Origin of the sequence: uncultured Pedobacter sp., assembly GCF_913776295.1 — a bacterium.
Lineage (GTDB): Bacteria > Bacteroidota > Bacteroidia > Sphingobacteriales > Sphingobacteriaceae > Pedobacter.
On the sequence record NZ_CAJYOJ010000071.1, the window covers coordinates 56314 to 70322 of the forward strand.

At 37.4% G+C, this 14009-nt stretch carries 10 protein-coding genes and 1 tRNA gene; 1 reads left to right on the forward strand and 10 read right to left on the reverse strand.

The window, feature by feature from the left end; translation table 11 throughout:
- Positions 1-5: 5 nt before the first annotated feature.
- The 9 genes from QZ738_RS15975 to QZ738_RS16015 all read right to left on the reverse strand — a co-directional run bounded on the left by QZ738_RS15975 (position 6) and on the right by QZ738_RS16015 (position 11228).
- Positions 6-884: a beta-1,6-N-acetylglucosaminyltransferase gene (locus QZ738_RS15975; protein WP_293788735.1), complete on the reverse strand. Its 879-nt coding sequence runs from the start codon at positions 882-884 to the stop codon at positions 6-8.
- A 10-nt stretch (positions 885-894) separates the two neighbouring features.
- Positions 895-1557 (reverse strand): hypothetical protein, encoded by a 663-nt coding sequence (locus QZ738_RS15980; protein WP_293788736.1) that lies wholly within the window; start codon positions 1555-1557, stop codon positions 895-897.
- Positions 1554-2192, reverse strand: coding sequence for a glycosyltransferase family 25 protein (locus QZ738_RS15985; RefSeq protein WP_293788737.1), 639 nt, complete (start codon positions 2190-2192; stop codon positions 1554-1556). The genes QZ738_RS15980 and QZ738_RS15985 overlap by 4 nt, the downstream gene beginning before the upstream one ends.
- Positions 2193-2237: 45 nt before the next feature.
- Entirely contained in the window at positions 2238-3263 is a 1026-nt protein-coding gene (locus QZ738_RS15990; protein ID WP_293788738.1) for a hypothetical protein, read from the reverse strand.
- Positions 3264-3839: 576 nt separating this feature from the next.
- The gene (locus tag QZ738_RS15995; RefSeq protein WP_293788739.1) at positions 3840-4109 is read right to left on the reverse strand and encodes a hypothetical protein; all 270 of its coding nucleotides are present in this window, start codon (positions 4107-4109) and stop codon (positions 3840-3842) included.
- A 172-nt stretch (positions 4110-4281) separates the two neighbouring features.
- A complete protein-coding gene (locus tag QZ738_RS16000; RefSeq protein WP_293788740.1) occupies positions 4282-5859 on the reverse strand; it encodes a thioredoxin domain-containing protein in 1578 nt (525 codons plus the stop codon).
- 506 nt (positions 5860-6365) lie between these two features.
- Positions 6366-6974, reverse strand: a complete 609-nt coding sequence (locus QZ738_RS16005) for a TetR/AcrR family transcriptional regulator (RefSeq protein WP_293788741.1) — start codon at positions 6972-6974, stop codon at positions 6366-6368.
- A gap of 580 nt (positions 6975-7554) precedes the next feature.
- A tRNA-Asn gene (locus tag QZ738_RS16010) sits at positions 7555-7628 on the reverse strand.
- Between the two features lie 348 nt (positions 7629-7976).
- On the reverse strand, positions 7977-11228 hold the full coding sequence (locus QZ738_RS16015) for a TonB-dependent receptor (protein ID WP_293788742.1): 3252 nt from the start codon (positions 11226-11228) through the stop codon (positions 7977-7979).
- 350 nt (positions 11229-11578) lie between these two features.
- On the opposite strand from QZ738_RS16015, the gene QZ738_RS16020 reads away from it, so the two are divergent.
- Complete coding sequence (locus QZ738_RS16020; protein WP_293788743.1) at positions 11579-12079, forward strand: GNAT family N-acetyltransferase; 501 nt, start codon at positions 11579-11581, stop codon at positions 12077-12079.
- A 546-nt stretch (positions 12080-12625) separates the two neighbouring features.
- On the opposite strand, the gene QZ738_RS16025 is transcribed toward QZ738_RS16020, so the two are convergent.
- Positions 12626-13999, reverse strand: a complete 1374-nt coding sequence (locus QZ738_RS16025; protein WP_293788744.1) for a putative sulfate exporter family transporter — start codon at positions 13997-13999, stop codon at positions 12626-12628.
- Positions 14000-14009 lie beyond the last annotated feature (10 nt).

A 14009-nucleotide genomic window follows, 5' to 3' on the forward strand; every position in this document is an offset into this window, starting at 1 on the left:
TATGCTTACGGTTTTTGTAATTTGTCAATGAAATAAGTAATAATTTCTTTATCAATACCTTCGTCAAACTTGCGCGCAAAAAACTTCTTTGTGCGGTTCAACCGCTTTTTATCTGTACTGTCAAACACTTTTGGTTTACCAGGAATCACGTTCCAGTCGATCATCCTTAAGTTATCATTTATAATTTTTTCTTTGAAAGGAGAGTTAAGCAAGATGGTATTAAAAAAAATTTCGTCAGGTATGAGCGTATATTTAAAAAATTGAATAATACCAGCGGTTCTATTCAGGTAGTGAATAATATATTCGGCGCAGTCAGCAGTTAATGTCCACCATTGCGAACCGCCATATATTTCGCCTATCCCCTTAGGAAATTCCCGTATAATCTTTGCCTGTTTTTGGGCAAAGACAAGTAGATCAGCTTCTGCGTCACCTATTTGTTCAGCTAGCCAGTAATAATTAACTCTATCCAATCCTCCGTTGCCAGCCCAGCTTTGATCAGGCAATTTGAAAAACTCTAAATATTGAGCCTCCTTCCCACTTTCCAAATAACCAGATATTTCTTCGGTTGTCTTGATAGGTAGATCCATGCCGCTATGTAGAGATAAATAATCGTATTTTTCGCTATGGTTTAAGGCTTCCAGTATTAGATTCAATGTAGCTTCTACCATACTGAAACCACCCCAGCTAATTACAGTCTTTTTTTTGATGATGTGCCAACTCGTGCTCCGCGTTAATTTCTTCAGTTCCTTTGTTATTGAGGAGATATGTAAACGTCCGTCCAAATGAATAAAACAATAATTTGGCGTCTCATAACTAAGCAGATCTATCAAAGTTGCTAGTTGTGAAGTATTTTGGTGGGCTAATATTAGATAAGCGATGCGCATATAATATCGATTACGTTATATACTTGATATATGCCTGTTGAATTTTCCTCAACCGTTCTTCAGTCCTTCTAAACATTTCTTTAACAAGCCCAGGTTGCTCATTATGTTGCGGTGTGATATCAGAATAGCCAAAGTCTTTTTGCCTTGAAATAAAAGGATATAAAACCATTTTATGGCTGGTTAGACTTGCCAAAACCAGATCAGCAACATCTGTTTTTTTGAACTTGTATTTTAATATCTTAGGAAAAATACTTTTGTATAACACAATAAACTGTGTCGATTGAAAGGGGTTTACCCAATATCTGTTTAGCGTTAATGGTACGGCATATCCAAAGTGGCCAATACCTCCAGAAAGTATTTCTGCACCCTGTTCATGTGCGTCAATTATATTGCCAACTAAATATTTACTGTTGTAATCATTTGTGAATTCATGATCGTCTTCACAAATAATAATTACATCATCATCATTCTGTATGGCTAAATTCACTATTTTTAGTATGCTTTGCCATAATCCAACGGCGCCAATTTTATGCGTACAGGCCTCAATAACACTGATGTCAAATTCTTGCCTCTTGTTAAACTCAGAAAGTATAAACGCTAAGCGGTCAGTCCGTTCTTTGATATTGATAATATAAGTAGGGATTGTAAATTCTGTTGGTTCTTGAGTGCTCATTTATAGAATTGGTTTACTTTATCTAAATTATCAATTACAGCCATGCTCTCATCAAAAAGCTTGGTTACGCGCCCTTCTGCATTATTATCTACTGTAGCATCAGAATAACCAAATTCTTTTTGCGTTGAGATGTATGGATAAATTAAAAAATTATTATCGGTGAGCTCATAAATAATTTTATCTGCGGTATCACCATTTTTAAATTCATAGCCAAGAATGGCATCATAAAATTTTCGAAAAATGATGATGAATTGTGTTCCGGTAAACTTATCTATCCAATATAAGTTTCGGTCTATTCGAAGTGCATCATAAAACCAACTTACTCCACCTAACAGGATATCTGCCTCCTTTTTTTGGCCGCATGTCTTAATAACATAAAAAAAGGCTTCTTTATTATAGTGATCCATAAACTCATGGTCATCCTCGCAAATCAAGATATATTCATCTTGCCGTTGATTGGCTTGCTGTACGATTTGTGTAATGGTTTGCCACAAACCCAACGCACCATTTTTATTTTCAATGGCTTTAACAATGTGTACATTAAACTCTGTTCTTTTATTAAACTGCTTTATGATATGGGCTTTACGTTCTTTACGTTTTTCCAGGTTGATAACAAAAGTTGGTATTTTATTCATGGAGTAAATTTTATCAAACAGCATCTTGGATTTCCAGTCGAATTATTACCATTTAGAAGGCAAAGCTGGTGTAGATGAATTATTTTTTTCGTTTCTAGTATAAGGAACAAGTTCATTTTCGGAAAAAACAGAAAGATTTACAGCATTTTTTTGTATCACCTTTCCTTCCTTAGAAAACACAAAGTGATGTGGAAACTCGCCCTGCCAATCAGCTAATAATGCAAATTCTTTGGTAAGTATATTGGCATCGCTGCCTAAAATTACAAAGCAGTTTTCTGCGATTAGCGAATTTTGTTTTACCACTTCCAACCATTTGCCCTTGTCATTTTCAAAGAAAAGCCAGATTGGCCTTATCTTTGTCGACCTGTCCAGGTTTTTTGTTTGTTTATATCGTTGAATTTCATCCATACATGGCTTGCACCAGGTTCCACAGAAATCAAATATTATAAATGGCTGTTCTGTTGATTTAAAAAGATCTCCAAAAAATTTTTTTTGATCTTTAGTATCAAATATTCCTATATTCTTTATTGTGTTATTTACATATCCTGCCTTTTCGCTGCCCATATTTGGATTTTTAGACAATCCTATGGCATACGCTTTAAATGGAGGATAAGTAATTTGGCTTAAGGTATATTCTTTTTTTGAATTGTGTGGCAGTAAGTTATCTTTTAAAAGATTAAGCAAAACATACTGTCTAACTATAGTATCACATGATTCGAATTTTGAATGAATTTCATGTTCATTGTAATTTAAGTCTTTGAAAAAATTATACATCCCTAAATATTTACCGAGCATAAGTGGATCAACAGTTTCGTTTTTCTGCATGCATGCATTATTCAGTAGGTTGATAACGCATTGGTGGATTGATTTTTTCAACAACACATTGGTCGAGTTTTTGTACAAATATTTAAGCCGGTAGGATAATTGCCCCAGGAAGTTGTTCTCAGTAATTTTTCTTAATTTTTTGAACATTAAATTTGAGTGGTCCAAATTGGGGTGATCATGATATAGCAATTTGGCATATTCATCAACCAAACTATTTACATTTTTGACGGATAAATAATCGGCCATTACGCTTGGCGATTTTATTCCGCTTAACTTTTCATAAAAACGGTCGAGGAGTGCTTTTACAGGTAAAGCAGGTTCTCCATTTCTATGTGTAAAAAAGATATTTCCATTATTGATGGTGATACTATCTCTAAAACGTTCCTTGGTTACCAGAAGCGTTTCATAATTTAAGTTCACACTATCTCCGGGTTCAATGTATAATATACTAAATCCCAAGGCTATATAACTCGGTTTATACAATTCCAGCTTAATTATAGTTTTTAATTTATCAGTGGTATCAAGTACATTTTCTGGGGGAGATACCAATAAGGGCTGAAAAGATAATGCACTCAACTGACTTAATCTTGTAAAATATCGATCAGAATTCCTTTTAAAGTTCACGACAATGGTTGTGCTTTTCACACTTTTTGCTGAGTTTACATCGCTAGGTTCAGTTTGCGAATGACAAGAAAAACCAAATAGACTAATAACAACGGTTAAAAGCGTTACATTTATTACGTTTAAGGTCATAAGTTATTTTTGATAAACTAACAATGTATTACTGAATTAAAATTCAGTAATACATTGTTTAATAAACGGTTAACACCAATAATACTGTGATTGAGTTCCGTCGCAACAGTAATTATGGCAACTTGTACCTCCTGTTGATGGAGAACAAGTACCATAGCCTGTATGTCCATCATCATTTTGATGGCAATACTGTTTACAATTGTTAGGGCAAGGATTACCATTACTTCCGCCTGGTGTACCGGCGCCACTTCCAACTCCCCCCATTACTTTTTTCAATTGTGTTCTGGTTAGCACTTCTCCTTTGTTGAAAGCATTTGGTTTTAAACTAAGTTTTTTCATTGTTTTAATATTAACTTTGTTGTTTATGGTTTTGTTGTCCTTTCACGCAAGAACAACTTAGGCGATACCAGTAACGCTGGTACTCGTTTTGGGGCAATACGTTTCGAACCGGTTGCCCCTTTTTTGTACAAAAAATTTTTATCACTTTTGAGGTTTCACATCTCAAATAGCTTTAAGTAATCAAATACTTGATATCTTCCAGTGTATAGGGTTCAGGGAGTTTGTAACCATTCACTAAAATGGTAGGGGTAAATGAAATTTCAGCCATTTCACACCATTGTTTCTGCTTTTCGGTAATACCATTTACAGCTGTATCAAAGTTGACAGGGTATTTTACGGCCCAGTCGTTATATTGTTTTGTTTTTTGCATGTACCAATCGTTCAATGCATCTTCTACAAGTTGCGCATTATTTAGCGTGGTGAGTGCGCTGATATGTCTCGACACCTTTGTACGGTCATCATCCTCATGGTCTGCTGTAGTAAAAATAATTTTCAACTGTATATCTTCTCTATATTTCAACCACTCATCAATAGTCCGGTGGGCCTTTGCACATGGTGCGCAGAAAGGGTTACTTACCATAGTAATTACAGTATCAGCCTGGGGGTTTCCTAAAACTATCGGCATGAGTTCATTACTTACGGCGTAGCAGGGCTGGTTTTTCAGAACCTTGTCAAACAGGTCGCTATTATACTTAAACTTATTTAGCTGTTGCTTCAACGGTTGAAATTGCACAGCTTGCTCAAAGAATGGTTTAAGTATATACCATATTGTTATTGGTAACAGGAATGAAAAAGGAACAAGGTAAAAAGCAGATATTGGAACGTTATTAAAACTAAAAAACCAAAGGTTAAAAACCAGCACATTTATGCAACCCAGTATTAAAAGACCTTGCACCATACAGCACAACGCACACCAGTTTTTATGCCTATATTGATAAGTTATAGAATAAACAGTATAAGGCATTGCCAATAGGTTAAAACCGGCTATAAGAAACAAGGAAGAAGGGGTTATTAGCAAAGAAAGCAAACCACCGGTGAAATAAATGAAACCAATTTCGCTCCAGCTAAGCCAATTGGTTAGCTTCGAGGCATCTGTTTTTAAAATAGCATTACAGCCATTCTTACTACCCAAACTGCAAAGGTTTTGTACAAGGGAATTATTATTATCAACGCTCGATACCAATAACAAACTGGTAATAACCACACCCAATATGTTAATGACCAACTGAGTGTAATAAGGCAAAGTTAAAATTGGAAACAAAGCATAAATCCTGATACCTATTCCTACCAGTAAAATGGTAAAAAGCATGGGCATCTTCAATATCTGAAACAGATCTTTCCATCTATTTTGGTTGTATTCTGCCTCTCCGCTATCCTCATCAGCTTCTGCCCGTAAAACTATACCATTCCACTTCTTCAGAAATTCATTTTCTGACATACTCGAATTTTGACGCCTCCCATCAAAATAACCTATGCTTCCATTAGTTGTCGAGTTTATTAGAATGATATTTCCTCCATTTTCAGCAAAATGAGCTATAAAAGGCACTTCCAAGTCTTTGTAATTTTCTTTTGGTATTAAATTGGCTTCATTTGCAACCCGCCATTCTGTTAGGCAATCACTAATAGCCATCATACTTGGAAAGTCGGGATGCCCTACCAGTGTTTGGGAAAGTCCAACTTTACTATGTTTAACCTTTAACGATTTTAAAAATTGGTGTACAACTAAAAAGGCATTTGAATATTGCTTCATATAGATATGGCTACTAATGGTTAGATTTTTCTACTTTTTAAAATTTTAACTGCTATTAACAATGCATTTGAATCTAATTTAGATTTAAAAATTCTTCGAAGTGGTGACATTGTAGTTTTTTTTTAAAAAATAATTACTAATAAAATTTACTATAAAAAAATTATTGTTAGTAGTTATGAAAACGAATATAGACAAGTTTAAACCTAACAATCACTCCATTAAAGAATGTTTTAATAGACATTTTCATTAACAAACCAAGAGCATAGCTGCTAATCGGATATAAGAGAGATATCCTAGTTAAGAAATAATAAAGCTGCTAAACAACTAGTATTAAAGCCAATAGAGACAAGCTAATGATTTATGCTGGATATAATGGAAAGCAATAGTACCGCACTATTTTGAGACATAGCTATAAAAACTTTGAAGACAGTTTGACGTTAACGTAAATCATTAAAAGTGATTATAGTTTAATATAAGATTCATCTTAAATAAAAATCACCTTAAATCTATTCAAGAGCATGATAAATTAACTGGGTAATTGTCTTGCGAAGCTTTTGCCTATCTTCAGGATCATTTATATCCAATTCGCAAAACGAGCTATCATTGACACGTCGATGAAGATTTAAATAGTATATGCCTGCAACCAGAAGAGCGCTAAGAGACCTAAAATCGATCGTATTATCCGAAACTTCATCATCAATACGGGCAAGAAGACTACCGGCTTTAATCTCTCTAGTTCTGGATATGCTGTTTAACAACTCATTTCTTTCGCTAATCTCCCAATATATTAATTCCTGCATTTCCTCACTGTTATTAAAGTAGTCAAACTGTTCAACTAGGAGGCGGGATACGAATTCCTTTAATCCCTCGTCAGGACGCTGTACGAACGTTTCAGCATTATTGTTTGTCCTAAGCCAGTAATCCCTTTGTAGGACATAGGCTTCTATTAAACCATCAAACCCCGAAAAATATCGATAAATCAAACACTTGTCTACCTCTGCACGTTTGGCAATTTTATTAACACCTAACCCAGTATAGCCTGATTCCTTAATGATTTCTCCTACGGCTTCAATAAGCTTCGCTTTTGTAATCTCTTTATCTTTGATGAGCGTCATGATAGTAATTTAGATAATTTTAAATTTAGTAATCGATCAATAGATGAAATCCCTGTTGAGTATTTTGGCACCTCCTGCTATCATTCAGACAGCAAAAAAGTATCAAATTATTCTGTTACAACACTAAATCCGATAGAAGCTTGGTTAGAAAACCTAATCAAATGAGAAAGATCCTATGACTGTTAGCTAAATTCATAGCTAATTTACAAATAAATGCTTTGCATAGTTACAAGGAGTAATACTGTCAAATCATTTTATATAATAATAGGACTAAATACAGCCTACAGCGAGGTTTTGATTTATTTTTGGAGAAAATCCGATAATAATCGGGTAAAATTTCATTATCCTGATAAACCGTTCCTTACAATATCAGCAATTGAAAAGATATTAGAAAGCTGGAAAAATTCTATTATGGAAATAAAAAACCATTCCATTGGCTATAAATTGGGGTTTATGTAATTTTCAGCATTAAAATTCGAATTATCCATAACGATCTCCCTTCGCCGCACCTAGGATAGGTCTCTCGCCCAGCTTAATTTTAAACAAAAAAAAGCGGATAACTTCCGTTATCCGCTTTAAGCTCCTTCTGCTGGGCTCGAACCAGCGACCCTCTGATTAACAGTCAGATGCTCTAACCGGCTGAGCTAAGAAGGAATCCGGCTATCCAAAAAAACAGCTGATTTAAACTTTTCAGCCAACATCCGCTTGTTCGTTTTGGGAGTGCAATATTAGTGCTTTTAAATTATTTATGCAAAAATTTATTTAATTATTATTTAAAAAAACGGACCGTCATATTATAGCAGAGGATCGTTTCGCCCCTCCGAAATTGAATATCAGCTTGTTAGCAACACTCAATACTCTTAACCAATACATTACGCATTACTTTTTTCTATAGTGCCTCATCAACCGACCTAATCACGAATTAGGGATTCGATTTATCGCATAGTAAAAAACGGCCTGACCTTACAAGATCAGACCGTTGTATGGTGACATTAAAAAAGATTAGAAACTATATCTTAATCCCAATTGCATCTGGTAACGCGAGGCAAAGAAATCTTTTGAATATGAGGTTACATCTTTTTGTGCAAAGGTATAAACAGGATAAGTAGTTGGTGTTCCTGCGGTTGCCACTTTGATACCCATACTGGCCATTGAGTTATAAGTATTAGGAGAAAAATACTGAACTCCCCAGTTTTTATTCACCAGATTAGTTAAGTTAATAATATCATAGGTTAAAGTAAGTACGTGTGGGTGTTTTCCTTTCGCCACTTGTATATCCTGAGCAAAACGAAAATCAGCCTGAACATTCCATGGGGTACGTGCACCATTACGTTCGGTAAAATCACCACGACGGCTGCTTAGGTATTTATCGCCATTGATATAGTTATCAAATGCCGCCGCCTGAGCAATTCCATCAGCTGTATTGGCAAAGAACTTCTGTGTTTCGCCTACTGCCGGCACATACATTAAACTTACGGTTTGTCCTGTTCCATTGATCCTGGTGTTTACTAAACCCAATGAATATGGAGAACCCGACTGACCGCTGAAGAACAAAGAGAAGTTAGATACATATTTACCATTTTTAGCCCAATCTAATCTATAGTTAATGGTTGAAATAATCCTGTTGCGGATATCGAAGTTTGAATAAGCCAAACCCGGGTTATTCGGGCTAAGTGCCTGGTTTAACTGCCAGTTAGATTCCATTGAGTTACGGATACCGTTGGCAATATCTTTCGATCTCCCGTAAGTATAAGCCACCATCATATCTAAACCAAAAGGAAGTGATTTACTTACCTGTGCAGTTAAGCTATATTTATATCCTTTATCGGTGTTTGATAACAGGTAGGCATTAGTGTACAACGGATTGATTTTTGCCCCTGAATAGATAGGCTGTTGTTTTTGTGTATCATAAACCATGTACTTTGGATTATCTACATAATTGATCTGCTGGAACTGTACATCTTTTATTACCTGGCTAAAAATTCCCTCCACGGTAAACTTCCACTGGTCGTCTGTTTTATAATCAAAAGCTAAATTACTTCTCCAGGCTTTTGGCATTTTAAAGTTATTATCAACTAAATCTACCTGCGTAGCACCACTGGCATCTTTAACATTTACCCCTTGTTTAGTTACATAACCTGCTTCGCCATTACCGGTCAAAGCATCTCTGATTGGATCTGAACCTGCTGCCGGTGTAGTGATTTTTGTTGGATCTGCATTTGAATAAACATACGATTTATCAAAAGCACCGTAGTTTACACCGTTATTATAATAAGCATAACCAATCCATGCAAAAGGCACACGGCTGGTAAACAAACCGGTACCACCACGCATGACCAAACTTTGGTTACCCAATACGTCAAAATTAAAGCCAACACGAGGAGAAATCTGGATTTTGTTCAGGAATTTTCCGGTAATGGATGATGGTTGTGTATAGGTATAAGTTGTACCGTAATTGGCATCAACCGGAGAGTTGCTTGTTTTTGAGCTTAAAGACGGCATGTCTGGCAGGTTTGCCATATCAAAACGTAAACCTGGTGTTAATTTAAAACGATCGCCAATGCGGATTTCATCCTGACCGTAAACACTGTACATGTTTACATTAAATTCTGCTGTAGGGTTGGCAATAATGTTATCACGTGTATTGTCATCATAGTTGTAACTTGTACGTACCCTATTTGGTCTGTTGGCCAGGAAATCGGCAATACTGCTGTAAGCCACACGACCGTTCCATGCATTTACAAAACCATAATTAATATTATAAAATTCGTTGTGCGTACCAACAGTAAAAGTATGGATACCAGAATTGTAAGTATAATTGTCGGTGAATTCGAAAGTATTTTGTTTCATATTGAAGATACTCGCTTCGCGGTCAGTACCTAAAAACAGTGTTCCTCCATTAGCGGCAATCTCAATCTGCGGTAAAGCCGGATTAGATAGTGGATTGCGGTAATCGTGCACGGTAGAATAACCTATAATTAAATTATTGGTAGCTGAATTTCCAAAACGGGTTTTCAGATCGGCAACGGTTGAGGTTTGGTTGTTATTTTGCCTGAAATCGATGCCGCCAAACCTAAAGTTAAGCTGATCTCTTTCCAGGTTTGTTGCTTTAGAAATAATGGTGTTATTTCTGATGGTTAATTGGGTACTTTCACTGATATTCCAATCCAAACGGTTGAAGAATTTGTTTGATTGCGAGTAGATATTATAATTATCGAAAGAACCTGCATCTACACCATAAGCGGATTTCATGTAATCAGAAATCTGCTGTGCATCATTTGCAGTAAGCAATTTCATATCCGATGATCCTGCACCTAAAATAACCGGATCCTGACGGCGGGTAATCTCCTCGTTGGTAAAAAAGAACAATTTATCTTTTATAATCGGAAAACCCACACGAAACCCTGTTTGATAATCGTGGAATGCAGATGGCTCTTTGCTATTATCGCCGATTTTATTTCTACCGATTAAAGAAGCATTACGTCCATAACCGTAAACCGACCCTACCACCTCGTTGGTACCGCCACGTGTAACTGCATTAATACTACCACCTAAAAAGTTACCCACTTTAACATCGTAAGGTGAAAGCAGAACAGTTACATCCTGGATCGCATCAAGTGAAACCGGATTGGTACGTGTACTGCTTCCCGGCATACCAGAACTTCCGCTCTGTCCACCCAATGAAGGGCTAAAACCGATCGCATCGTTATTGATTGCGCCATCAATGGTTACATTATTGTACCTGAAATTGGTACCTCCAAAGGTATTATCTTTACTACCCTGAGGCGTTACACGGGTAACATCCTGCAAACTGCGGTTCATGGTTGGCAGGGTTTTAATCTGGCCTTCGCCAATGCTAGTACCTGCGCCAGATTTTGTTCCGCCTTTTTGGCCCTTAACATTTACCTCGGCCAATTGATTGCCCTGCTCCTGAAGGTCAACATCAAATTTTACGTCTGAGCCAAGGGTTAAATAAATATTTTCTTTTACTACCGGGTTATAACCCACAAAGGTTACGGTAATTTTGTATGGTCCGCCAGGATTTAAGTTACCGATGCGGTAAAGCCCTGATTCGTTTGAAGAACCTTTGGATACTGTTCCGGTGGGAACATGTACCATAACAATGGTTGCACCAGGAATGATGCCTTTGTTATCCTTAATTTTTCCATTAATACTGGATGTTGTAACCTGAGCCTGAGCAAAAGTAATCAGGAGTACAAGAATACTGATCAGGGATAGTATACGTGATTTCATTTTCTGTTGTTTTATTTTGGCACAAAACAACAGTCTTAATGTTAACTAAATATTAACATGAAATTAAGTTTAACCTTAGGTTAACAATATAAAAATCGGAATTAAACAATAGGAAAACAATTCCTTAACAGCTATTTAAAAGCCGGAATAAGATGATGAGCGATATGCTCAAATATCAGATATTAAGATGAAGACTTGATGAAGATTTGCTTGGCAATGAGTCTGAAGTCCGAAGTCGATCAAAGCAGTTAGAAGTTTAGCACCGATTTAAACAATAAACATTTTACAGCTAGACCCCATATAACCAGATGACAATTGAACTAATAAACCCATTTCCTATCTTTGCAACCATGATAATAAGATTAGCTGTTACAGAAGATATACCATTTATAATGCAACTTGTTCATCAGGTTGTGCCCTTAATGCGTGCTACCGGAAATTTCCAGTGGGGAGATGACTATCCGAATCCTGAAGTGTTTGCCCGCGATATTGCTATTGGCCAGTTATGGGTAGCTGAACTGGAAAAAGAAATTGTTGGTGTTTCGGCTATTACCACAGATCAGGATCCCGAATATGCCGATGCTGGCTGGGACATTACCGAAAAAGCCATTGTTACGCACCGCCTGGCCGTTGATCCTGATTGCCAGGGCAAAGGCATCGCCAAAGCTTTAATGAACCAGGCCGAGCAGGTTGCAAAAGACTCAGGAATTTCTATTTTAAGGGTAGATACCAACAGCGAAAACATGGCCACCCAGGCACTGTTCCCAAAGCTGGGTTATCAGTTTAGTGGCGAAATTGGATTAGCCAAACGCCCCGGATTACGTTTCTTTTGTTACCAAAAGTTATTATAACCTGATTTGGCCAAAAAGCAGCTTTCATTTAAGTTTGCAGGTGCCCCCTATCCCTAAACCCGATAGAAATGTAAAGCCCGGCTCCCGATTTTCATCGGGAGAGGACTTGAAATGAATAGCGGGGACTTCACATCGCCAAGAACTACTGCCTGCGCATTTCCTAAAACAAAGAATTCTTTTCCATCGCCACACAGGAGTAACTTCTATTTGAAGCGCAAGACCTTTGCACAATACTAAATGTTTTCCGTTCTTAAGCTTCGCTGCCTCGTACCTCGTCGCTGCAGGATAATAATTAACCGACGGCCTGCATCAGCCAGGAAATTCAATCTGCCTGGATAAATCTGTCTTTCTGAGCGGCGCGAAGCTGCTCTAACCGATGAAATACAGGAACAAGAAATGCTCCCTTAAGGATTATACTAATAACCTGAGTTAGATTATTAATATTGCCGCCCGTTAGCTTATCTCGGCTTTTTGATTAATAGGCTATTGCCACCTAATTTCATTTCGGTCCGTATTTCCACGGACCGAGGCATGAGGTGATATTTTTTATTTAAAATTGGGCACAGGGAACAAATATCCGCCAAACAGGATATAAGCCCATAACAATGTCCAAAAGATATTGAAAATCTGCGCGGTTACGAAAGTAAATGCGGGTCTACCACCTTGCAGTTTCACCAGTGATGAAAACTTGGCTTCCATACCGATCGAGATAAAAGCAATGGCAAACCAAACCGTACGTAATCCATTTAATGTGGGCGCAACACTTTTTGCGGTAGCAGGCGATAACAAAAAAGAGAATACCAGCGATGCCGCAACAAATCCCAAAACAAATTTCGGGAAACGTTCCCATACAATTTTATGTCCCGGACTTTCTGCTTTAATCAACACCTCACCATTCTCGCCTTTTGGTTTTTTATAGGCCCACCAGATGGCGATAAAAAATGCCGCCACGCCAATAAACACATTTTGCGAGAATTTCGCAATCACTCCGGCCTTAACGGCAATTGGTCCAACCAGATCGCCCGCTGCGGTAACGGTTGCAGTGGTATCCAACGTTCCGCCTAACCATGCACCACCGATTACATCAGGGATGTGAAAATACCTCACCGCCCAGGGCTGGATGATCATCATCGGAATGGCCATAATCAACACCAATGTGGTTACATAAGAGAGTTTGCGTTTATCGCCATTAATCGCACCTGCGGCAACAATAGCCGCCGAAACGCCACAAATAGATACCGCAGAAGCTAAAATTACACCAAATTCATCATCCACTTTTAACCTGCGGCTTAACCATAAAGAGAAAAACCACACGGCCGTAACTACGATAACTGCCTGTACAATTCCGGGTAAACCTGCTTTGATTAAATCGGCCGATAAAATGGTGGTTCCTAAAATGACCAGACCGGTTTTAATGTAAAACTCAGACCGTACAGCTTCTTTCAACCATTCGGGCAATTTTACCACGTTACCTAAAAAAATCCCAATCAGCAAAGCAAACACGACATATTCCAATCCGAAATAAGATACGCTTTTATTCCCGCCGATGATGAATGAGATGATCGCAAAAAAGTAAATCAGTGAAAAGCCAGCAGCAAACCTCGCTACATTACCACCCGAGAGACCAATGGCTGTAGATGCAAGTGCCAGAAAAATCACACCTGTTTCTAAAATGAGCAGTAAATTTCCTCCTGAAAGAATTTTATTAAAAAGATCATCAGCGGTAGCCCATTTATAGGCAGGTAAAGTAATTGTTGTCCCGTTAGAAGTTAAATAAAGTACGGTAGCAATAATGATTGTTCCTAAAATTACCGCCCACCAGTCTTCGGTAAGCGATTGTAAAAATGTTTTTTTGTCTGGAGTTATCCCCGCATCGGTTAAAGCGCCCGTAGTTCCTGAAGCATTGTTCTGTGTTGACATCGTTTTTTCT

What these genes read in the sequence shown, in the direction of transcription:
- QZ738_RS15975 (WP_293788735.1), bottom strand. Translation starts at nt 884, where the DNA reads ATGCGCATCGCTTATCTAATATTAGCCCACCAAAATACTTCACAACTA.
- QZ738_RS15980 (WP_293788736.1), bottom strand. Translation starts at nt 1,557, where the DNA reads ATGAGCACTCAAGAACCAACAGAATTTACAATCCCTACTTATATTATC.
- QZ738_RS15985 (WP_293788737.1), bottom strand. Translation starts at nt 2,192, where the DNA reads ATGAATAAAATACCAACTTTTGTTATCAACCTGGAAAAACGTAAAGAA.
- QZ738_RS15990 (WP_293788738.1), bottom strand. Translation starts at nt 3,263, where the DNA reads ATGGCCGATTATTTATCCGTCAAAAATGTAAATAGTTTGGTTGATGAA.
- QZ738_RS15995 (WP_293788739.1), bottom strand. Translation starts at nt 4,109, where the DNA reads ATGAAAAAACTTAGTTTAAAACCAAATGCTTTCAACAAAGGAGAAGTG.
- QZ738_RS16000 (WP_293788740.1), bottom strand. Translation starts at nt 5,859, where the DNA reads ATGAAGCAATATTCAAATGCCTTTTTAGTTGTACACCAATTTTTAAAA.
- QZ738_RS16005 (WP_293788741.1), bottom strand. Translation starts at nt 6,974, where the DNA reads ATGACGCTCATCAAAGATAAAGAGATTACAAAAGCGAAGCTTATTGAA.
- QZ738_RS16015 (WP_293788742.1), bottom strand. Translation starts at nt 11,228, where the DNA reads ATGAAATCACGTATACTATCCCTGATCAGTATTCTTGTACTCCTGATT.
- QZ738_RS16020 (WP_293788743.1), top strand. Translation starts at nt 11,579, where the DNA reads ATGATAATAAGATTAGCTGTTACAGAAGATATACCATTTATAATGCAA.
- QZ738_RS16025 (WP_293788744.1), bottom strand. Translation starts at nt 13,999, where the DNA reads ATGTCAACACAGAACAATGCTTCAGGAACTACGGGCGCTTTAACCGAT.